Origin of the sequence: Spirillospora sp. NPDC052242 (assembly GCF_040679555.1) — a bacterium.
GTDB lineage: Bacteria > Actinomycetota > Actinomycetes > Streptosporangiales > Streptosporangiaceae > Spirillospora.
The window spans coordinates 142817-162671 of sequence record NZ_JBFAUZ010000009.1; the positions used below are offsets into that span (position 1 = coordinate 142817).

Sequence of the window (19855 nt, forward strand, 5' to 3'; positions counted from 1 at the left end):
TCAGCCCTCCATCCGGCGCATCACCGCGTGGACGCCGTCGATCGTCGGGTCCGCCAGCTCCCGCACGATCCGGCCGTCCGCGAGGAACAGCACCCGGTCCGCGTGCGCGGCCGCCGCCGGATCGTGCGTCACCATGATCACCGTCTGCCCGTAGGCGTCGACCGCCGTCCGCAGGAACCCGAGCACCTCGCCGCCCGAACGGGAGTCGAGGTTGCCCGTCGGCTCGTCCGCGAACAGGACGTCCGGCCGCGTCAGCAGCGCCCGCGCCACCGCGACCCGCTGCTGCTGGCCGCCCGACATCTCGCCCGGCCGGTGCGCCAGGCGCCCCCGCAGGCCCAGCGCGTCCACGATGGTGTCGAACCACGCGGGGTCGGCCCGCCGGCCGCCGAGCCGCCCGGTGAGCCGGATGTTCTCCTCCGCCGTCAGCATCGGCAGCAGGTTGAACGACTGGAACACGAACCCGAGCCGGTCCCGCCGCAGCCGCGTCAGCTTCGTCCGCGACAGCCCCGTGATCTCCACGCCGCCGATCCGCACGGAACCCGACGTCACGGTGTCGAGCCCCGCGAGGCAGTGCAGGAACGTCGACTTCCCCGACCCGGACGGCCCCATGATCGCGGTGAACCGGCCGCGCGGGAACGCCGCCGAGACCCCGCGCAGCGCCGTCACCGCGCCGTCGCCCGTCCCGTACCGCTTGACAAGGTCGTTCGCCACGGCCGCGTGCTCGCCCGTGTGCGCGGTGGGCGGCGCGGAGGATGTCTGCGTCATGCCGTCGAGTCAACCGCCGCGCGCCCGGTGGCGCACTGGCGCGCACTCCCGGACCCATGGTGGGGTTACCCCCCGCTCCACCCAGGTGGAGCCCCGAGGTAGACCTGGCCCTACCCCGGTTCCGTCGGCTGGCGCCAATGTTCCGCGAGCCGCGCCGCGATTGCCTGGAACGCGTGAAAACGCAGCTCAACGCACCCGCCCTCTACGGCCTCTGCGCGGTGTTCGCCGCCGCGACGGCGGCCGTCACCGACCTCCCCCCGCACCGCGCCTGGGGCACCCTGGCGGCCCCGGCCTACGCCCTCGCCGCCCTCCTCTCCGCCACCCCCCACCTCCGCACCCGCCGCCCGACGTCCGGTTCCCGCACTCGCCTGCGGCATCGCCGAGGCGGTGCGGCGGGGCCGCGCTCGGGCGGCCCACGGACGGCGGCCGGTTCCCGCGCCGGACTCCGGTCTCGCCGGGGCGCTGCGGCGCGCTCGGGCGGCTCGGTCGCGGCGGTGGCGGGCGCGTTCCGGGGGCACGCGGGGGTCGCGTTCGTGGGGGCGGTGGTGGTGCCGTTGGTGGTGCTCGTGGGGACGGGGCAGGCGCAGCCGGAGGTCGGCGTCGTCGAGCGGTCGGCCGCGCACCTCGTCGACCACGGCACGCCCTACCGCGTCCCCGGGGCCGGCGAGGGCTACGAGGCGTACAACCCGTACCTGCCCGTGATGGCGCTGCTCGGGCTGCCGTCGGCGCTGACCGGACTGGACGTCCGCGTGGTGTTCGCCGTCGCGTTCGCCGCGCTGTTCGCGGCGTCCGCCCTCCTGCTGCGCGGGCGGGCGGCCCTCGGGCCGCTCGCGGTGCTCGCGGCGTCGCCGCTGGTGGCGCTGCCGCTCGCGGTCGGCGGGGACGACCTGCCGGTGCTCGGCCTGGCGTGCCTCGGGCTCGCGCTGGCGGCGCGGGGGAATCCGGGGGCCGCCGGGGCCGTGCTGGGGCTCGCGGGGGCGATGAAGCCGACCGCGTGGCCGGTGCTCGCCGTGTGCCTGGCCCTGCTCGTCCACCGCCGGTCCGGCGGACGGCGGTTCGCCGCGGCGGCCGGGGCGGTGCTCGCGGCCGGGGTCGCCGGTCCGGCGCTCGCCGACCCGCGGGGGTTCGTCGAGAACGCGGTGCGGTTCCCGATGGGGCTGGCGGGGGTCGGGTCGCCCGCCGACAGCCCGCTGCCCGGACGGCTCCTTGCCGACCTCGGGACGGCCGGGCACGCGGCGGCGCTCGCGGGGCTCGTCCTCGCGGCGGCGGCCATGGCGGTCTCGCTGGCGGTGCGGCCCCCGGCGGACGTGCGGGCGGCGGCGCTGCGGGTGGCGGCGGGGCTCGCGCTGGCGACGGCGCTGATGCCCGCGTCCCGCTGGGGCTACCTCGTGTACCCGGCGGTGCTCGTGCTGTGGGCGCGGATCGCCGCGCGGCCCCGCGTGCGGAAGGAGGACGAGCTGTGGCTCGCAGCCTGATCGTCACCAACGACTTCCCGCCCCGGCGCGGCGGCATCGAGACGTTCGTGTTCGAGGTGGCGCGCCGGTTCCCGCCGGACGAGGTCGTCGTGTACACCTCGGCCGAGCCGGGCGCCGCGGAGTTCGACCGCGGACTCCCGTTCCCGGTGGTGCGGGACCGGGCGCGGACGCTGCTGCCGACGGCCCGCACGGCCCGGACGGCCCGCGGGTTGATCGACGTCCACGGGTGCGACCGGGTGTGGTTCGGCGCGGCGGCGCCGCTCGGGCTGCTCGCCGGACGGCTCGGCGTGCCGTCGGTCGCGACGACGCACGGGCACGAGGTGTGGTGGGCCGGGGTGCCGGGCGCGCGGGGCGCCCTGCGGAGGATCGGCGAGCGCGCCGACGTCGTCACCTACCTCACCGAGTACACGCGGCGCCGGATCGCCCCCGCGCTCGGGCCGGGCGCGCGGCTCGAACGGCTCGTGCCCGGCGTCGACGCCGAGGTGTTCCGCCCCGACGCGGACGGGACGGACGTGCGCCGCAGGTTCGGGCTCGGCGGCCGCCCGGTCGTCCTCAGCGTGTCGCGGCTCGTCGCCCGCAAGGGGCAGGACCGGCTGATCCGCGCGATGCCGCGGGTGCGGGAGGCGGTGCCGGGGGCGACGCTGCTGGTCGTCGGGGGCGGGCCCCGCGAGGCGCGGCTGCGGCGCGCGGCCGGGGACGGCGTGGTGTTCGCCGGGCCGGTCCCGCACGCGGAGCTGCCGCCGTACTACGCGGCCGCCGACGCGTTCGCGATGCCGTGCCGGTCGCGGCGGTTCGGGCTGGAGACCGAGGGCCTCGGCATCGTGTTCCTGGAGGCGGCGGCGGCCGGCCTGCCGGTGCTCGCGGGCGACTCGGGCGGCGCGCCGGAGACCGTCCGGCACGGCGAGACGGGCTACGTGGTGGATCCCGCGTCGGTCGACGAGATCGCCGGGCGGCTCGTCGACCTGCTCGTCCGTCCGGGGGCGATGGGGGAGAAGGGACGGGCGCGGGTGCGGGACGAGTGGAGCTGGGACCGTACGTACCAGGCGCTCCGGCGGCTTACGGTCTGAGGATGCACGGTCTGAGCATGCGCGGTCCGAGCAGGCGTAGCCCGTGGCGGTCGATGGCGGGGAACCCGCTGCGGTTCCTGCTGTCGTCGTGGCCGTGGCGGTCGCTCGCCTACCTGCTGAGCGGCCTGGTGACCGGGATCCTCTGGATGCTGCTGGCGCTCGTGCTGGTGGTGGTCGGGGTGCTCCTCGCCCCCGCCGGGATCGGGATCGTCCTGCTGCTGTGCGTGCCGCTGTCGGCGATCGGGCTCGGCGCGGTGGACCGGCGGCGGCTGCGGCTGATCGACGCGCGCCCGGCGCCGTCCCCGCACCGCGACCCGCGGGAGGCGGGGCTGCGGCCCTGGCTGCGGTTCCGGCTGCGGGAGACGGCGACGTGGCGGGAGCTGGGCCACGCGGTGCTGGCCGGCCTGCTGTCGGTGGCGGCCGTCATGGCGCCGTTCGTGCTGTTCGTGGGCGGCGTCGTGCAGGCGGGCGCGCCGATGCTGGTCGAGAACGGCGACCAGATCATGTACGGGACGGCCGGGACGGTCGACACGCGCGGCGAGGCGTGGCCGGTGGCCGTGTTCGGGGGGCTGATGGTCCTCCTCGGCTTCTACGCGATGACGGTCGCGGCGGCGGCGCGGGCCGCGCTCGACCGGGCGCTGCTCGTCCGCCCGGTGGAGGAGGAGCTCGTGGCCGTCCGGGCGTCCCGGGCGCGGATGGCGGACGCGTTCGAGGCCGAGCGGCGGCGCATCGAACGGGACCTGCACGACGGCGCGCAGCAGCGTCTCACCGGGCTGATCATGACGCTGGGCCTGGCGAAGCTCGACGGCGGCGGGGAGTGGGCGGCGAAGGCGCAGGACGAGGCGCGGGCGGCGCTCGAGGAGCTGCGCGACCTCGTGCGCGGCATCCACCCGTCCGTGCTGACCGACCGGGGCCTGCGGGCCGCGGTGGAGTCGCTCGCCGAACGGTCGGCCGTCCCGGTCGAGGTGGACGTCGACCTGCCCGGACGGCCGCCGGAGGCGATCGAGTCGGCCGCGTACTTCGTCGTCGCCGAGGCGCTCGCGAACGTCGCCAAGCACAGCGGGGCGAGCCGCGCCCGGGTGACCGTGCGGCGGAACCGGAAAGCGCTGCACGTCGAGGTGCGCGACGACGGGACGGGCGGCGCGGCGGCCCACGGGGCCCACGGGGCCCGGGAGGACGGCGGGGGCAGCGGCCTGCAGGGACTCGCCGATCGTGTCGCCGTCCACGACGGGACGGTGCGGCTGTCGAGCCCGCCCGGCGGGCCTACGATCCTTCGGGTGGAGATCCCATGCGAGTCGTGATCGCCGAGGACTCGGTGCTGCTGCGCGAGGGCCTCGGCCAGATCCTCGGCCGGTTCGGGCACGAGGTCGCCGCGGCCGTCGCCGACGCGCCCGCGCTGGCCGCCGCGGTCGCCGAGCACGCCCCGGACGTCGTGCTGACGGACGTCCGGATGCCGCCCGGCTTCCGCGACGAGGGCCTGCGCGCGGCGCTGGCGCTGCGCGCCGCGACCCCCGACCTGCCGATCCTGGTCCTCTCGCAGTACGTCGAGCAGTCCTACGCCGCCGACCTCCTGCAGACGGGCGGGGCGGTCGGCTACCTGCTCAAGGACCGGGTCGGGGAGGTCGCCGAGTTCGTCGACGCCCTCGACCGGGTCGCCGCGGGCGGCACCGTGATCGACCCGGAGGTGGTGCGGCGGCTGCTCGCGCGGCGGCGGGACCACTCGCCGCTGGAGCGCCTCACCGCGCGCGAGCGGGAGGTGCTGGCGCTGATGGCGGAGGGACGCTCCAACGGCGCGATCGCCCGCGCCCTGGTGGTCGGCGAGGCGGCGGTGGTCAAGCACGTCGGGTCGATCTTCGGGAAGCTCGACCTGCACCAGACGTCCGACGACCACCGCCGCGTCCGCGCCGTCCTCGCGTACCTGCGCGACGGCGGCTGACCCGGGCGGGCCGGGGCTAGCGGCCCTCGAACGTCGGCTGCTCCTTCTTCAGGAACGCCGCGGTGGCGTTGCGGTGGTCGGACGTCCGGACGGCCTCGTCCTGCAGGTCGGCCTCCTTCGCGAGCGCGGACGCCAAGTCGTGCGTCGCCGCGTGGTCGAGCGCCGCCTTGACCGCGGCGTACGCGGCGGTCGGGCCGGCGGCGAGGCGGCGGGCCAGCTCGACGGACGCGGGGGCGAGCTCGTCCGCCGGGACGACCCGGTTGACCAGGCCCAGTTCGAGGGCCTCGGGGGCCTTCAGGGGCTCGCCGAGCAGCAGCAGCTCGGCGGCCTTGGCGCGGCCGACGAGCCGCGGCAGCGTCCACGACATGCCGCTGTCGGGGGCGAGGCCGATTCCGGTGAACGCGGTCGCGAACCGGGCCTTGTCGGACGCGACGACCAGGTCGCACGCCAGCGCCAGCGAGGCGCCCGCGCCCGCCGCGACGCCGTTCACCGCCGCCACGACCGGCTTGCCCATGGTCGCGATGCCGAGCACGATCGGGTTGTACTGCTTGCGGACCGTGTCGTTCAGGTCCCGTCCGGCGGCGAGGTTGTCGGCGTGCTCGCGCAGGTCCTGCCCCGCGCAGAACGCCCGCCCCGCGCCGGTCAGGATCACCGCGCGGGCCGAGCCGTCGGCCGCCGCGCGCTCGACGGCCCCGCGCAGGGCGTCCTTCATCTCCGACGTCAGCGAGTTCATCCCGTCGGGACGGTTCAGCGTGATCGTCGCGACGGCATCGGTCACGTCGTACAGCACGGTGTCGGACATTCGGCGCCCTCCAGCTCTTTCGTAGATCTTCTCCGGCAACCATCGACGAACCGGACGCCGCGGGGCAAGGGCCGATCCCGCCCGCACGGCCGTCCCGGCGCCATTCCCGCAACCTTGGGGTCCTTCCCCGAAAAGGGCCCCGGACCTGCGGCGGGCTCGATCCGGTGGCTGATCGTTACCACTTCGCGCCCAGAAGACGAGATAATGGACCACTACTGATGACGCTTGTTGCGACTGGCGGCCGTGCGGCCACCGCTGAGCCCGGGCTGAGCGAGGTCGCGGCCCTACGCAGGAAGGGGATACACGCATGGCGGCGATGAAGCCGCGGACGGGAGACGGTCCGCTCGAAGTGACCAAGGAGGGGCGCGGAATCGTCATGCGGGTCCCGCTCGAAGGCGGCGGCCGCCTTGTTGTCGAGCTCTCCGCAGACGAGGCCAAGGACCTCGGCGAGGCCCTGAAAGACGTCGTGGGCTGACGCCCCGCGCACCCGGCTTGCCGGCGACGGTCCCGGCGACGCCGCCGGGGCCTTCGCCGTTTCCGCGTACCGGCAGCACGCCGTCTCGCACCTCGCACCTCGCACCGCACAGATCCGCGTCACCACAGGGTCGCGTCACCACCGAGTCGCGTCACCACAGGGGGGAACCGCCGTCATGCCCATCGAAACCCGTGTCCGCGGAGCGGGCGGCACCGTCTCCGGGACGGCCGCCGAACTCGGGGCGGAGGTCGCGGCGGTCCCCGTCCGCTCCGGCCCGGACGGCCCCGTCGCGCCCGCCGCGGAGATCGCCGGGCTCCTCCCGTTCGGCCTCGACGAGCTGCTGACCCTGCACCGCGCCAAGGGCGAGCCGGGCGAGATCGTGTCCGCCCACGTCCCCCTGGACGGCCGCGTGCGCGAGCTGCTGCTGTACGGGGTGGGCGAGGCGCGCCCGGCCGACCTGCGCCGCGCCGGCGCCGCGCTGGCCCGCCGCGGCCGGGGCCGGTCCGCGCTGGTCGCGGGCGTCCCGGACGGCGACCTCGCGGCGTTCGCGGAGGGCGCGCTGCTCGCCTCCTACCGGTTCACGGTCGGCGCCCCGTCCGGTCCCGGTCCCCTCGGGGAGCTGGTGGTGCTGACCGAGGCCGGTCCGGAGGCCGGGGCGGACGCCCTGGAGCGCGGCACCGCCCGCGCCCACGCGACCGCGCTCGCCCGCGACCTCGCGAACACGCCGTCCGCCGAGAAGGACCCGTCCTGGCTCGCCGCGGAGGCCGAGCGCGTCGCCGCGGACGCCGGGCTCGGCGTCCGGGTCCGGGACGAAAAGGAGCTCGCCGACGGCGGGTTCGGCGGCCTCCTCGCGGTCGGCGCCGGGTCGGCCCGGCCGCCCCGGCTCATCGAGCTGACGTACGTCCCGGACGGGACGCCCGAGCGGCACGTCGTCCTCGTCGGCAAGGGCATCACGTTCGACACCGGCGGCCTCCAGCTCAAGCCCAACGAGGGCATGAAGACGATGAAGACCGACATGGCGGGCGGCGGCACCGTCATCGCCGCCATGAGCGCGCTGCGCGCCCTCGGCGTCCGCGCCCGCGTCACCGGTCTCGTCGCCGCCGCCGAGAACATGCCGTCGGGGTCGGCCATGCGCCCCGGCGATGTGATCACCCACTTCGGCGGCCGGACGTCGGAGGTGCTCAACACCGACGCCGAGGGCCGGCTCGTCCTCGCCGACGCGCTCGCCTACGCCGCCGCCGAGCTGGACGCCGACGCCGTCGTCGACGTCGCGACCCTCACCGGCGCCGCGAAGGTCGCGCTCGGGCTGCGGCACGGGGCGCTGTTCGCGTCGGACGACGCGCTCGCCGCGGCCCTCACCGCCGCCGGGGACGCCGCCGGCGAACCGCTGTGGCGGCTCCCGCTCGTCGACGAGTACCGCGCCGCGATCGACTCCGACGTCGCCGACGTCGCCAACCTCGGGCGCGGCGGCTACGGCGGCGGCGCGATCACCGCGGCGCTGTTCCTGCGGGAGTTCGCGGGCGACCGCCCGTGGGCCCACCTGGACATCGCGGGCCCCGGCCGGGCGGCGTCCGACGACGCCGAGATCACCCGCGGCGCCACCGGGTACGGCACCCGGCTGCTGCTGGAGTGGCTGTCCTGACGTTCCCCGGACCGGCCGGCCGCCGCCGGGTCACCCCGTGCGGCGGCCGCCGCGAGCGCACTTTGCGCGGCGTCCGCCGCGGGGTCACTTCGTGCGGCGGTCGATCACCGGGATCTTGCGGCGGCGCCGCGCCTGCTTGACGACCTCCGGCAGGGACGCGTCCCAGCCCGGCTCCACGGAGAACGCCCACGGTTCCGCGGCGGCCGTCTCCGGGACGTCCCGCAGCGTCAGCGCCACGAGCGCCGGGCGCTCGGCGGTCCGCGCGAGCTCCGCCAGCTCCGGCGTCGGCAGGAACACCAGGTGGTCGCGGACGCCGCCGCGCGCCCCCGTGACCCCGCGCCGGATCGCCGCCATCGCCGCGACGTCGTCCCACGGCAGCGTCCGCGCGGCCCGCTTCGGCAGCGGCCAGCGCGCCGGGCGCCGCACCCCGTCCGCGTCGAACTCCAGGACGGGGCGCCGCGCGGTCAGCTCCCCGGCCGCCACCAGCAGCCCCCACCCGAACAGGGCGACCCCGGCGGCCCCGAGCACGACGAACACCGCGCTCGCGAGGCCGAGGCCGCGCACCACCCCGCCGGAGGCGAAGCCCACCGACGCGAGGAACAGGATCAGCAGCGCCAGCGCCCGCCAGGCGCCTCGCCACCCGATCCGGTCGCGGACGGCGAACACGCCCGCGCCGGTCTCGGCGGTGGGCGCGGTGTCGGTGGGCGCGGTGTCGGTGGCGGGTGCGGTCTCGGGCTCGCTCCGGGGGCCGGGCCCGGCGTCCGTGCCGTCCACGGCGGTCAGCCGCGCTTGACGGCGCAGAGCAGGCCGTCGCCCACCGGGATCAGCAGCGGGACGAGCCGCTCGTCGTCGGCGATCATCCGGTGCACGTCCCGGATCGCCTCCGTGACGGGGTCGCGGACCTGCGCGTCGGCCACCCGGTGGTGCCACAGCGCGTTGTCGAACGCGACGACGCCGCCCGGCCGCAGCAGCCGCAGCGCCGCCGTCAGGTAGTCGGGGTACTCCTGCTTCACCGCGTCGCAGAACACCATGTCGTAGGCGCCGTCGGTGAGCCGCGGCAGCACCTCCAGCGCCGGGCCGCTGATCATGCGGGTGCGGAACGAGCCGAGCCCCGCCTCCCGGTACGCCTGCTTCGCCAGCCGCTGGTTCTCGGGCTCGATGTCCACGCTCGTCAGCACCGCGTCCGGCGGCATCCCGCGCATCAGGTACACGCCGGACACGCCGCAGCCCGAGCCGACCTCGACGACCGTCCGGGCGCCGATCAGGGTCGCCAGGAAGCGCAGCGCCGCACCGCCGGCCGCACCGATCGGCTGCGCGCCGACCTCCTCCCCGCGCCGCCGGGCGTCCCGGAGCGGCTCGTCCTCGGGGTGGAAATCCTCCACGTAGGCCAGGGTGGCCTGAATGGCGTCGATGGCTGCCTCCTCGCGGGACCCCCGCCTGGCTCATGCTGGAAAGACCATATCGTTGACAGGGAACCAACTGGCGTTTCAGCGCGTTGTAACCAGCGAAAGCGTCCACCCTGATGGACGGGAGAACTGCCGTCGAACCGGCGCACAGCCGCCCCAGCCCCGGCGAAAGCGTGCCGTTCCAAGACGACGTCTTGGGTGACATCAGAGAGGAACAGCCCGGCACCATGGGAGTCGCAGCACTCAGTTTCCGAAGCGCTGTGGGCGTCGGCGCCAGGCAGGGGCTCAACAGCGCCGCCCGCACCCGAGAGAACGCCCCCGAGGCCGAGTGGGCGCCGCCGTCCTGGGACGAGGTCGTCCGCGAGCACTCCGGACGCGTGTACCGGCTCGCGTACCGGCTGACCGGCAACCAGCACGACGCCGAGGACCTCACGCAGGAGGTCTTCGTCCGCGTGTTCCGGTCCCTGGCCAACTACACGCCCGGCACGTTCGAGGGCTGGCTGCACCGCATCACCACGAACCTGTTCCTCGATCAGGCGCGGCGCAAGCAGCGGATCCGCTTCGAGGGCCTCGCCGACGACGCCGCCGAGCGCATCCAGGGCCGCGAGCCGACCCCGGCGCAGGTGTACGACGACACCAACTTCGACGCCGACGTCCAGGCCGCGCTCGACGCCCTCGCGCCCGAGTACCGCGCCGCCGTCGTGCTCTGCGACATCGAGGGCCTGTCCTACGAGGAGATCTCCGCCACCCTCGGGGTGAAGCTCGGCACCGTCCGCAGCCGGATCCACCGGGGCCGCGCGCAGCTCCGCGAGGCGCTCGACCACCGGGCGCCGACCCGCCGCCGGCCCGGGACCAGGAACGAGCAGTTCCCGGTGGCAGCCGCGGCCGACGCCGGGGCCGACGTCCCGGCCGACGAGCCGGTCGCGCACGCGGGGGCGTCCGCGGCGGGCGTCACCGCGGCCGCAGCGGACACGGGGGCGCACGGGGGCGTCACCGCGTCGGAGTACCGGCCGGAGGACGCGTAAGCGAACCGGCGCGCGGAGACGCGCCGCGCACGACCTGACAGAACGACGAGGGAGCCGCGTGAGTTGTCTGGGGGAACGTCTGACCGCCCTGGTCGACGGTGAGCTGGGCCACGACGAGCGCGAGCGGGCCCACGCACATCTCGCGGTGTGCGCCCGCTGCCGGGCGGAGGCCGCCACCCTGCGCAGTCTCAAGGGACGCCTGCGCGGGCTCGGGGGAGCCCCCGGGCCCGGCGCCGACGACCTCCCGAGCGACGACTTCCTCACCCGGCTGCGCGCCCTCGGCGAGACCGCGGCCGCGCCCTCCGAGCCGGCCGACCCTTCCGAGACCTCACCGGGCACGCCCGGATCGTCCCGTCCGTCCGGGGATCCGGACCGGTTCGCCTTCCCCGGACGGTCCGGCGAGCACACGCTGCCCGGACGGTCCGGTGAGCCCGCCCCGACGCGGGGGCGGCCCGCACGCCCGCGACGATCATCCGGCCGCCCGTCCCGTCCGGTCCGCGCGGCGGCGTTCGCGGCGCCGCGCGACACGCGTCCCGCCGGGCACCCCGCCGCCCTCGCCCGCCCCCGCCGCCGCTTTCTGGTGATGGGCGCGGCGACCCTCGTCCTCGGCCTCGGCACCGCCTCGTACGCGGCCGGCGGCGGCCGGCCGGGGCCCGCGGTCACCCCCGAGTTCGACCGGTTCGCGGTCGAGCACGCCATGACCTCGGGCGACGCGCCGGTGACCGGCGCCGACCCGCGGCCGCTCGGCCGGACCGGCTCCACGGCGTCGCCCGGCGCGTCGCCGGGCGCGGACGTCCCCGGCGCCCCCACCGCGCGCGGGGGGCCGGTCGCCTCCCCGGTCGCGTCCGTCCCGGTCCCCGCGGGGCCGTGACCGCCGCGTCCAGCGCGGCGCGCCGGCGGCGCCGCGCCGTCGTCACGGGTGGGATCGCGGGCGCGCTCGCGCTGGTCGTCGCCCTCACCGGCGACCCGGTGTCGGCCCGCCGCGTCCGCAGCGACCCGGCCGCCGTCGGGCTGCTGCGCGCCGCCGCCGACGCCGCCCGCCGCGTCCCCTACGAGGGCCTGCGGATCCTCACGACCCGGTCCCGCGAGCGCGCGGCGACATCCCGGGTGACGGTCGTGCACCGGCCCGGCGAGGGCATCCGCTACACCTCGGCGTCCGGCACGTCCGGCTACCGCCCCGAGTCGGCCGCGGGGGAGACCACCGGGTTCACCTCCGAGACCCTCGAACTCCTCACCCGCAACTACACGGTCGTGCAGGTCGCGGACGCCGCCCGGTGCGGCCGCGCCGCCCACGTCGTCGAGGCCCGCCGCGCCGACGGCACCCTCGCCGGACGCTTCTGGCTCGACGTCGAGACCGGCCTGATGCTGCACCGCGAACTCGTCGACGCGTCCGGGCGGGCCGTCGTCTCCACCGGCTTCACCGAGATCAGCTTCACCGTGCCCGCACCGGCCGGCGACACCGGCGCCGGGACGTCCGGCGGCGCGGACACCGGGACGTCCGGCGGGACGGACGGCCCGGCGCGGCCGCTGAGCCGCCGCGGCAGCAGCATCGGCGAGGCCCCGGAGCAGCCCGCGGCCACCGGCGGCGACGGCACCGCGGCCGCCGCCGGGGAGCCCGTCGCCGACGAGGCCCTCGACGACCTGCGCGCCGCGGGCTGGCCGATACCCGCGCTGCTGCCCGGCGGCCTCACCCTGCACGACGTCCGCCGCAGCGACGGCGCCCTCCACCTCGGCTACTCCGACGGGCTCGCCGCCGTGTCGGTGTTCGTGCAGCGCGGCGCCCTCGACGAGGGCCGCATGCGCGGCTGGGCGAAGAGCACCCGCCACGGCCGCACCGTCTACCACCGCGCCGACCTGCGCCGCTGGGCGGTCTCCGCGGGCGACGGGTTCGTCTACACGGTGCTGACCGACGGCCCGGCCGCCACCGCCGAGAGCGTCGCCCGCGAACTCCCCGACGGGTCCGACTCCACGTGGGCGCGGGTCGGGCGCGGCGCCCGCCGCCTCGCGGACGCCGTCAACCCCTTCGACTGACCCCCGCCGGGCGCCCGGCGGGACCGCCGGGCCGGGCCGGGCGGGATCGATGGATAGCCTTGGGGGCATTGGGCGGGTGCCGCCGCTCGGCGCGGCGCGGTTTACGCTCGCCACATGCCCCACGGGGCAGCATGAGCACGGATGACGAGGACCATGCTCGGTAGGAGAGATGGGGATGACGGAAGACAACCGCGGGCCGTTCCGGGCTTCCACGGAGGACGATGACGTCGTCCCCGCGGGGGACCCCGGACGGCAGGAGGCGGCGGCTCCTCCCGAGACGGTGACCGACCAGGAGATCTCCGCCGATCCGGGGGACGACGCGTCCGGTGCTGCGGCCGGTGCCGCGTCCGGACGGCGCGAGGACGAGCCCGGCTACGAGCCCGGCTACGAGCCGGGTTACGAGGCCGGCTACGAGGCCGAGCCGTCCGGCACCGACCCGGCGGAGCGGCCGGATCCGGCCGGGGTCTCCGACGGCGACCGCCTGGTCGCGGGCGGCGCGCAGAGCGGTTTCGCGCCGCCGGACGGCCCGTTCGGCGAGACCGCCGAGGACATCCCGGCGCAGGACGCCGGGCGGCCCGGCCCGCCCCCGGACCAGAACATGGGCCCGCAGGAGGTCCCGCTCCAGGAGGGCTCCGTCCGGGACGTGCCCCCGCCGCCGTCCCTCGAGAAGCAACCCCCGCCGGCGCCGCTCGACCCGCCGCCCGCACCGGACGGCCCCGACGGGCGCCCCCGCCCCGGGTTCGTCCCCTACGACCAGGCGCCGCCCGCGCCGGGCGGCATGTACGGGCCCGGCGGCTGGGCGTCGCAGCGGCACGGGCAGCCCGGCCCGCCTCCCGGCGGGCCGCCCGCCGGGGGCCCGCCGCCCGCGCCGATGGGCCCGCCGCACGGCGGCCCGCAGGCCGCCGGGTTCGGCGGCCCCGCCCCGAACTGGGCGCCGGTGCCCGCACCGCCGCCCTCGTCCCGCACCGGCCCCGGCCTCGGGCTGCTCGCCGTCATCGCGCTGATCGTGGCGCTGGTGGCGGGCGCGGTCGGCGCCGGCGTCGGCGTCATCGCGACCGACGGGGACGACGGCGCGGTCAGCCTCGGCGGCGGCGGCGAAACGTCCGGGGGCGCCGCGCCCAACCGGCCGCCGGACTCGGTGGCGGGCGTCGCGAGCCGGGTCCTGCCCAGCGTCGTGATGATCCGCGTGCAGTCCGCGCAGGGCGAGGTCGGCGGCACCGGCTTCATCGTCGAGGGCGGCTACATCATCACCAACAACCACGTCGTGTCGGGCGGCGGCGCCGGCGGGCGCATCGAGGTCGTGTTCAACGACAAGAAGACGCTGCCCGCCACGATCAAGGGCACCGACCCCGGCACCGACATCGCGGTGATCAAGCCGGAGGGCAACCACGAGCTCAAGCCGCTGCAGCTCGGCGACTCCGCGGCCCTCGCCGTCGGCGACCCGGTGATCGCGATCGGCTCGCCGCTCGGCCTGCAGGGCTCGGTCACCACCGGCATCGTCTCGTCCCTCAACCGCGCGGTGCCGATCGGCGACGAGGGCGGCGGCGAGTCGTCCTACCTCAACGCCATCCAGACGGACGCGGCCATCAACCCCGGCAACTCGGGCGGCCCGCTGGTCGACATGAAGGGCCGCGTGATCGGCATCAACACCGCGATCGCGACCGTCGGCGGCCAGCCGATGGGCGGCGAGCAGCAGGGCGGCAACATCGGCCTCGGCTTCGCGATCCCGATCAACCAGGGCAAGCGGATCGCCGAGGAGATCATCGCCAACGGCCAGGTCCGCCAGGCGCTGCTCGGCGTCCTGCCCGACCCGCGCTACCAGCAGGGCGGCGCGCGGATCCTGCCCGAGCCGATCGAGGGCCAGCAGCCGGTCACCCCGAACGGCCCGGCCGACAAGGCGGGCATCAAGCCCGGCGACGTCATCACCAAGATCGACGGGCGGCCGATCCAGGACGCCACCGACCTGATCGCGCAGATCCGCAGCCGGGCCCCCGGCGACCAGGTCAAGGTGACCTACGAGCGGGACGGCCGCGAGAGCACCGTCACGGTGACGCTGGGCGCCTCGTCGTAGCGTCCGGGGAGATGTTCAGGTCCGGTTCATCCGGGCTGGGGATACGCTGGGGGGACCGTCCCGCGCGGGACGGTCCCCCTGGGCATGGCGTGTGGAGGACGGTTTGTTCGACGTCGGACTCGGCGAGATGGCGGTGCTCGTCGTCCTCGCCCTGGTCATCTTCGGAGACAGGCTGCCCCAGGTCGCCGGGCAGGCGGGCCGGATGCTGCGGCAGGTGCGCCAGATGGCGAACTCGGCGCGCAACGACCTGCAGGAAGGGCTCGGCCCGGAGTTCAAGGACTTCGACATCGCCGACCTGAACCCCAAGACGTTCGTCCGCAAGCACCTCCTCGAGGACGACGACGACTACCGGCCGTCCCGCACCAACGGCAAGATCTTCGACGACGAGCCGTCCTTCGCGACGACCGCGGGCGAGCTCGACTACGACGAGCGCCCCCCGTTCGACAGCGAGGCCACCTGACGCGGTGACGCACGAAGGCCCCGTCCCACCTCGGGACGGGGCCTTCGCGCGTCGTGCGTCAGCGGCGCTTGGGGGAGATGCCGAGCGACATCCCCGCGAGGCCGCGACTGCGGCCGCCCAGCGTGTCGGCGATCGTCCGCAGCTCCTTCGCGGCGCCGGCGTCCGGGTCGGACAGCACCAGCGGGACGCCGTCGTCGCCGCCCTCGCGCAGCCGCGGGTCGATCTGCACCTGGCCGAGCAGCGGCACCCGGGTGCCGAGCGTCTGCGTCAGCGCGTCCGCGACCGTCTGGCCGCCGCCGGACCCGAAGATCTCCTGCCGCTCGCCGCAGTGCGGGCACGCCAGGTACGACATGTTCTCGATCACGCCGACGACCTGCTGGTGCGTCTGCGCGGCGATCGCGCCCGCCCGCTCGGCGACCTCGGCGGCCGCCTGCTGCGGCGTCGTCACCACGAGGATCTCCGCGGACGGCAGCAGCTGCGCCACCGAGATCGCGATGTCGCCGGTGCCCGGGGGCAGGTCCATCAGCAGGACGTCGAGGTCGCCCCAGTAGACGTCCGCGAGGAACTGCTGCAGCGCCCGGTGCAGCATCGGCCCGCGCCACACGACCGGCTGGTTTCCGGCGGTGAACATCCCCACCGAGATCACCTTCACGTCGTGCGACGACGGCGGCATGATCATGTCCTCGACCTTGGTGGGCGGGTTCTGCACGCCCAGCATCCGCGGGATCGAGTGGCCGTAGATGTCGGCGTCGACGACGCCCACCTTGCGGCCCTGCGCCGCCAGCGCCGCCGCCAGGTTCACCGTCACCGACGACTTGCCGACGCCGCCCTTGCCGCTCGCGACCGCGTACACCTTGGTCAGCGAGTTCGGCTTCGCGAACGGGATCTCCTTCGCGGGCTCCCCGCCGCGCAGTTTCGTCTGCAGTGCCTTGCGCTGCTCCTCGCTCATGACGTCCAGTTCGACCTGGACGGACGTGACGCCGTCGAGCCGCGATACGGCCTCGGTGACGCTCTTGGTCAGGGTGTCCTTCATCGGACACCCGGCCACGGTCAGGTACACGCCGACCTTCACCGCGCCGTCCGGCGCGATGTCGACGCTCTTGACCATGTCGAGCTCGGTGATGGGCTTACGGATCTCAGGATCGTTCACCGTGGCGAGCGCCGCGGTCACCTGCTCGGTCGTCAACTCGGAGGCCATGCGTCCATGGTATGGACTGTTACGGCCCCCTGAACACTCGGGTGTCGAGCGTCATAACCCGATCAACGCCTCCGCGCGCGACGGACGCTGTCGACGTGCGTGGCGAGGGGTGCCGGGACGTCGCGCGGTCGGGATCAGCGGGCGGGGTCTTTGGTGTCCAGGTCCTTGAGGATCTGCTGGAGTTCGGAGCGGAGGAAGTCGCGGGTGACGACCTCGCTCAGGGCGACGCGGAGGCCGGCGATCTCGCGGGTGAGGTACTCGGTGTCGGCGGTCGTCCGCTCGGTGCGGGCGCGGTCCTGCTCGTACTGGACGCGGTCGCGGTCGTCCTGCCGGTTCTGCGCGAGCAGGATCAGCGGCGCCGCGTAGGACGCCTGCAGCGACAGCATCAGCGTGAGGAAGATGAACGGGTACGGGTCCCAGCGCAGGGCGGGCGGGCCGAACCAGTTCCAGCAGATCCACACGATGATGAACACCGTCATGTAGACGAGGAACCGGGCGGTGCCGAGGAACCGCGCGATGCGCTCCGACAGCCGTCCGAACGACTCGGGGTCGTAGTGCGGGCGCGGGACGAGGCTGCGGCGGTAGCGCCGCGGCTGGTCCAGGCGGGTCGTCTCCAGGCGCGTGGTCGTGGTCATGTCCTCCCCCGGAGGGCCTCTTCCTCGGGATCCGAGGGCGGCTCCTGTTCGCCCGCGTCCATCACGGCCTCCCGCCAGTCCTCGGGCAGCAGATGGTCGAGCACGTCGTCGATGGTCACCGAGCCCAGCAGGTGGCCGTTCTCGTCCACCACGGCGCCCGCGACCAGGTTGTAGGCGGCCAGCAGCATCGCGACCTCCTCGAGCGTCATCCCCGGCCGCAGCGGGTCGAGTTCCGCGTCGACGACCGCGCTGACCAGGGTGCGGGGCGGTTCGCGCAGGAGCCGCTGGAAGTGGACGGTGCCGAGGTACCGGCCGGTCGGGGTCGCGGTGGGCGGCCGGCACACGTACACCTGCGCGGCGAGCGCCGGGTTCAGCTCGGGCGCGCGGATCAGCGCGAGCGCCTCGGCGACCGTCGCGTCCGGCGCGACGATCACCGGGTCGGTCGTCATCAGGCCGCCCGCCGTGTAGTCCTCGTAGGACAGCAGCCGGCGGACGGGCGCCGCCTCGTGCGGCTCCATCAGTGCGAGCAGCCGCTCGCGCTGCTCGTCCGGCAGTTCGCCGAGCAGGTCGGCGGCGTCGTCGGGGTCCATCGCCTCCAGGACGTCGGCGGCCCGTTCGGCCTGCAGCGTGCCGAGGATCTCGATCTGGTCGTCCTGCGGCAGTTCCTCGAGGATGTCGGCGAGCCGCTCGTCGCCGAGCGCGTCGGCGACCTCCGCCCGCCGCTTCTCCGGCATGTCGTGGATGACGCCGGCGAGGTCGGCGGGCTTCATCCGCTCGAACGCCGCGATCAGCCCGGCGGCGCCCTGCCCGTGCTCGACGGCCGAGAACCCCTCGACCGCGTCCCAGTCGACGACGAGGCTCTCGCCCCGGCGCCGCAGGCCCCGCTTCGTGTGCCGCCGCCGCACCGCCACCTTCGACAGCAGCCAGTCGCGCGTGCGGGTCGGCTCCATCGCCACGTCCACGACCGAGACCGGTTCCCCGGTGTCGCAGAACCGCACCGTCCGGTCGAGGATCTCGGCGATCACCAGCGTCTCCGACTCCCGCTGCCGGAACCGCCGGATGTTCAGCCGCCCGTCGAAGATGATCGCGTCCGACTCGATCACCGTCACCCGGGTGATCGGCAGGAACACCGGCCGCCGCGGCTGCACCTCCACGACGAGCCCGAGCACCCGCGGCGGCCGCGGCGCCAGCCGCAGCGCGACGACGACGTCGCGGACCCGGCCGACCTGATCGCCCACCGGATCGAACACCGCGATCCCGGCGAGCCGGGCGATGAACACCCGTGTCGGAGATGCGCTCATGGCGAGGACACTACCCATGATCGAACGGCCGACCCGGCCGCGCCGGTCATCTCCGTCACACACCGGACGCCGCGGTTGGAGCCGCCCGCGGGCCGGTGGGCATGATGGAGGCAGACGGAGGGAGATCGGGATGGTCGGGACGGTCCAGGCGGCGGACGAGACGTTCGAGGAGCATCGGAGCCTGCTGTTCGCGGTCGCCTACCGGATGCTGGGCACCGCCGCCGACTCCGAGGACGCCGTGCAGGACGCCTGGCTCCGCTGGTCGGCTGCGGACCGGTCGGACGTCCGCGATCCGCGCGGCTACCTCGTCCGGATCACCACCAACATCGCGCTCGACCGGCTGCGGAGCGCGCGGGCGCAGCGCGAGACGTACGTGGGGCCGTGGCTGCCCGAGCCGATGCTGACCGCCCCGGACGTCGCGGACGACGCCGAGCTCGCGGAGTCGGTGTCGCTGGCGCTGCTCGTCGTCTTGGAGACGCTCAGCCCGCTCGAACGGGCCGTGTTCGTCCTCAAGGAGGCGTTCGGCTACCCGTACGCGGAGATCGCGGCGGCGCTGGACCGGTCGGAGGCGTCGGTGCGGCAGCTCGGGACCCGCGCCCGCAAGCACGTGGAGGCGCGGCGGCCCCGGTTCGCGGCCGACGGCGCGGAGCGCCGCGCCGCCACCGACCGGTTCCTCGACGCGGTCGTGGGCGGCGACGTGAACCGGCTGATGGAGATCCTCGCCCCCGACGTCACCATGTGGACGGACGGCGGCGGCAAGGTCCGCGCGGCGATGCGGCCGATCGTCGGGGCGGCGAAGGTCGCCCGGTTCATCGGCGCGATCGCCGGGGCGCCCTACGCGGGCGTCGAGCCCGCCGACATGCGGATGCGGCGGACGGACGTCAACGGCCGTCCGGGGCTCGTCATCGACGCCCCCGACCGGACGCTCTGCACGGTGACCGTGGAGTTCGACGGGGACGGCCGCGTGGAGGCCATCCACATGGTGTCGAACCCGGACAAGCTCGGCGCCGTGGCGGGGGGCCGCGAGCTGGTCCCCTAGCGGTCGGCGGCGCGGCGGCGGGCGCCGGCCAGCCGGGGCGGCGGGCCCGCGGTCGTCGCGGGGGACGGCACCGGCCGGACGTGCGCGTAGTCGCCGGACGGCTCGATCTCCTCGCCGGTCGGCGTCAGCCGGATCACCCACGACTCGGCGGCCCACCGTTCGAGTTGCCCCTCGTGCGTCCCGGCGTTCAGCCGGTCCTTCGCGAGCTTGGGCGCCACTTCGTCCCACAGGTCGGTTCCTGGCCGCACGTGCTCGCACGCGGCGACGAACGCGACGAGCCGTCCGCCCTTGTCCTTGCTGCGCAGGATCACGGTCACCCGGTCCGCCTCGGGCAGGCCGGGGAGCGGCTGCTCGCCCTCGCCGCCCGTCAGCACGTACGCCGACCCCTCGTGCCAGACGTGCCAGGCCGCCCGGGGCTGCGGCAGTCCCGGCAGGTCGAGCCACAGCAGCCCCGACTTCTTGGCCGCCTCCTCCACCAGCGCCGCGCTCAGCGCGTGCGCCGAGGGCCGGTTCGGGTCACCCATGCT

19 protein-coding genes and 1 pseudogene are annotated in these 19855 nt (G+C 75.7%); 12 read left to right on the plus strand and 8 right to left on the minus strand.

The annotated features are described in order from the left end of the window. On the minus strand, positions 1 to 765 hold the full coding sequence (locus tag AB0L25_RS10125) for an ABC transporter ATP-binding protein (RefSeq protein ID WP_500170493.1): 765 nt from the start codon (positions 763 to 765) through the stop codon (positions 1 to 3). A 173-nt stretch (positions 766 to 938) separates the two neighbouring features. Between AB0L25_RS10125 and AB0L25_RS10130 the strand changes: the two genes are divergently transcribed. The 4 genes from AB0L25_RS10130 to AB0L25_RS10145 are packed head-to-tail and all read left to right on the plus strand — an operon-like array spanning position 939 to position 5243. Continuing rightward, on the plus strand, positions 939 to 2240 hold the full coding sequence (locus AB0L25_RS10130) for a glycosyltransferase 87 family protein (RefSeq protein ID WP_500170495.1): 1302 nt from the start codon (positions 939 to 941) through the stop codon (positions 2238 to 2240). After that, a complete protein-coding gene (locus AB0L25_RS10135; protein ID WP_500170497.1) occupies positions 2225 to 3307 on the plus strand; it encodes a glycosyltransferase family 4 protein in 1083 nt (360 codons plus the stop codon). Before AB0L25_RS10130 ends, AB0L25_RS10135 begins: the two co-directional genes overlap by 16 nt. A gap of 2 nt (positions 3308 to 3309) precedes the next feature. Further along, positions 3310 to 4608: a sensor histidine kinase gene (locus AB0L25_RS10140; protein ID WP_500170499.1), complete on the plus strand. Its 1299-nt coding sequence runs from the start codon at positions 3310 to 3312 to the stop codon at positions 4606 to 4608. After that, entirely contained in the window at positions 4596 to 5243 is a 648-nt protein-coding gene (locus AB0L25_RS10145) for a response regulator (RefSeq protein ID WP_500170501.1), read from the plus strand. Before AB0L25_RS10140 ends, AB0L25_RS10145 begins: the two co-directional genes overlap by 13 nt. Before the next feature lie 16 nt (positions 5244 to 5259). Here AB0L25_RS10145 and AB0L25_RS10150 read toward each other — a convergent pair whose 3' ends face one another. Continuing rightward, on the minus strand, positions 5260 to 6045 hold the full coding sequence (locus AB0L25_RS10150) for an enoyl-CoA hydratase-related protein (protein WP_500170502.1): 786 nt from the start codon (positions 6043 to 6045) through the stop codon (positions 5260 to 5262). Positions 6046 to 6352: 307 nt separating this feature from the next. On the opposite strand from AB0L25_RS10150, the gene AB0L25_RS10155 reads away from it, so the two are divergent. Together AB0L25_RS10155 and AB0L25_RS10160 are read left to right on the plus strand one after the other, a co-directional pair. Next, positions 6353 to 6520, plus strand: a complete 168-nt coding sequence (locus AB0L25_RS10155; RefSeq protein ID WP_075898952.1) for a DUF3117 domain-containing protein — start codon at positions 6353 to 6355, stop codon at positions 6518 to 6520. A 175-nt stretch (positions 6521 to 6695) separates the two neighbouring features. After that, entirely contained in the window at positions 6696 to 8162 is a 1467-nt protein-coding gene (locus AB0L25_RS10160) for a leucyl aminopeptidase (RefSeq protein ID WP_500170504.1), read from the plus strand. A gap of 84 nt (positions 8163 to 8246) precedes the next feature. On the opposite strand, the gene AB0L25_RS10165 is transcribed toward AB0L25_RS10160, so the two are convergent. Both AB0L25_RS10165 and AB0L25_RS10170 read right to left on the minus strand, forming a co-directional pair. Continuing rightward, complete coding sequence (locus tag AB0L25_RS10165) at positions 8247 to 8936, minus strand: hypothetical protein (RefSeq protein WP_500170506.1); 690 nt, start codon at positions 8934 to 8936, stop codon at positions 8247 to 8249. Between the two features lie 5 nt (positions 8937 to 8941). Then, positions 8942 to 9544 (minus strand): O-methyltransferase, encoded by a 603-nt coding sequence (locus AB0L25_RS10170; RefSeq protein ID WP_500170508.1) that lies wholly within the window; start codon positions 9542 to 9544, stop codon positions 8942 to 8944. A 251-nt stretch (positions 9545 to 9795) separates the two neighbouring features. On the opposite strand from AB0L25_RS10170, the pseudogene sigE reads away from it, so the two are divergent. From sigE to AB0L25_RS10195, 5 genes and pseudogenes are all read left to right on the plus strand, one after another. Beyond that, positions 9796 to 10407, plus strand: a pseudogene (gene sigE, locus AB0L25_RS10175) (RNA polymerase sigma factor SigE); the annotation flags it as partial. Positions 10408 to 10651: 244 nt separating this feature from the next. Then, entirely contained in the window at positions 10652 to 11464 is an 813-nt protein-coding gene (locus AB0L25_RS10180; RefSeq protein ID WP_500170510.1) for an anti-sigma factor family protein, read from the plus strand. Next, a complete protein-coding gene (locus AB0L25_RS10185; RefSeq protein WP_500170512.1) occupies positions 11461 to 12624 on the plus strand; it encodes a sigma-E factor regulatory protein RseB domain-containing protein in 1164 nt (387 codons plus the stop codon). The genes AB0L25_RS10180 and AB0L25_RS10185 overlap by 4 nt, the downstream gene beginning before the upstream one ends. A gap of 175 nt (positions 12625 to 12799) precedes the next feature. Beyond that, on the plus strand, positions 12800 to 14695 hold the full coding sequence (locus AB0L25_RS10190) for a S1C family serine protease (protein ID WP_500170514.1): 1896 nt from the start codon (positions 12800 to 12802) through the stop codon (positions 14693 to 14695). A 103-nt stretch (positions 14696 to 14798) separates the two neighbouring features. Continuing rightward, positions 14799 to 15155, plus strand: a complete 357-nt coding sequence (locus AB0L25_RS10195) for a sec-independent translocase (RefSeq protein ID WP_500170515.1) — start codon at positions 14799 to 14801, stop codon at positions 15153 to 15155. A 58-nt stretch (positions 15156 to 15213) separates the two neighbouring features. Here AB0L25_RS10195 and AB0L25_RS10200 read toward each other — a convergent pair whose 3' ends face one another. The 3 genes from AB0L25_RS10200 to AB0L25_RS10210 form a co-directional block, all read right to left on the minus strand. Next, on the minus strand, positions 15214 to 16353 hold the full coding sequence (locus AB0L25_RS10200; RefSeq protein ID WP_500170517.1) for an Mrp/NBP35 family ATP-binding protein: 1140 nt from the start codon (positions 16351 to 16353) through the stop codon (positions 15214 to 15216). A gap of 134 nt (positions 16354 to 16487) precedes the next feature. Next, positions 16488 to 16988 (minus strand): DUF1003 domain-containing protein, encoded by a 501-nt coding sequence (locus AB0L25_RS10205; RefSeq protein ID WP_500170519.1) that lies wholly within the window; start codon positions 16986 to 16988, stop codon positions 16488 to 16490. After that, on the minus strand, positions 16985 to 18289 hold the full coding sequence (locus AB0L25_RS10210; protein ID WP_500170520.1) for a magnesium transporter MgtE N-terminal domain-containing protein: 1305 nt from the start codon (positions 18287 to 18289) through the stop codon (positions 16985 to 16987). The genes AB0L25_RS10205 and AB0L25_RS10210 overlap by 4 nt, the downstream gene beginning before the upstream one ends. Positions 18290 to 18419: 130 nt before the next feature. Here AB0L25_RS10210 and AB0L25_RS10215 point away from each other — a divergent pair, with 130 nt between their 5' ends. Beyond that, positions 18420 to 19328, plus strand: a complete 909-nt coding sequence (locus tag AB0L25_RS10215) for an RNA polymerase sigma-70 factor (RefSeq protein WP_500170522.1) — start codon at positions 18420 to 18422, stop codon at positions 19326 to 19328. Here the strand turns inward: AB0L25_RS10215 and AB0L25_RS10220 are convergent. Further along, the gene (locus AB0L25_RS10220; protein WP_500170524.1) at positions 19325 to 19852 is read right to left on the minus strand and encodes a hypothetical protein; all 528 of its coding nucleotides are present in this window, start codon (positions 19850 to 19852) and stop codon (positions 19325 to 19327) included. The two genes, AB0L25_RS10215 and AB0L25_RS10220, sit on opposite strands and share 4 nt — an antisense overlap. Positions 19853 to 19855 lie beyond the last annotated feature (3 nt).

What these genes read in the sequence shown, in the direction of transcription:
- AB0L25_RS10125 (WP_500170493.1), bottom strand. Translation starts at nt 765, where the DNA reads ATGACGCAGACATCCTCCGCGCCGCCCACCGCGCACACGGGCGAGCAC.
- AB0L25_RS10140 (WP_500170499.1), top strand. Translation starts at nt 3,310, where the DNA reads ATGCACGGTCTGAGCATGCGCGGTCCGAGCAGGCGTAGCCCGTGGCGG.
- AB0L25_RS10145 (WP_500170501.1), top strand. Translation starts at nt 4,596, where the DNA reads ATGCGAGTCGTGATCGCCGAGGACTCGGTGCTGCTGCGCGAGGGCCTC.
- AB0L25_RS10150 (WP_500170502.1), bottom strand. Translation starts at nt 6,045, where the DNA reads ATGTCCGACACCGTGCTGTACGACGTGACCGATGCCGTCGCGACGATC.
- AB0L25_RS10155 (WP_075898952.1), top strand. Translation starts at nt 6,353, where the DNA reads ATGGCGGCGATGAAGCCGCGGACGGGAGACGGTCCGCTCGAAGTGACC.
- AB0L25_RS10160 (WP_500170504.1), top strand. Translation starts at nt 6,696, where the DNA reads ATGCCCATCGAAACCCGTGTCCGCGGAGCGGGCGGCACCGTCTCCGGG.
- AB0L25_RS10190 (WP_500170514.1), top strand. Translation starts at nt 12,800, where the DNA reads ATGACGGAAGACAACCGCGGGCCGTTCCGGGCTTCCACGGAGGACGAT.
- AB0L25_RS10200 (WP_500170517.1), bottom strand. Translation starts at nt 16,353, where the DNA reads ATGGCCTCCGAGTTGACGACCGAGCAGGTGACCGCGGCGCTCGCCACG.
- AB0L25_RS10205 (WP_500170519.1), bottom strand. Translation starts at nt 16,988, where the DNA reads ATGACCACGACCACGCGCCTGGAGACGACCCGCCTGGACCAGCCGCGG.
- AB0L25_RS10210 (WP_500170520.1), bottom strand. Translation starts at nt 18,289, where the DNA reads ATGAGCGCATCTCCGACACGGGTGTTCATCGCCCGGCTCGCCGGGATC.
- AB0L25_RS10215 (WP_500170522.1), top strand. Translation starts at nt 18,420, where the DNA reads ATGGTCGGGACGGTCCAGGCGGCGGACGAGACGTTCGAGGAGCATCGG.
- AB0L25_RS10220 (WP_500170524.1), bottom strand. Translation starts at nt 19,852, where the DNA reads ATGGGTGACCCGAACCGGCCCTCGGCGCACGCGCTGAGCGCGGCGCTG.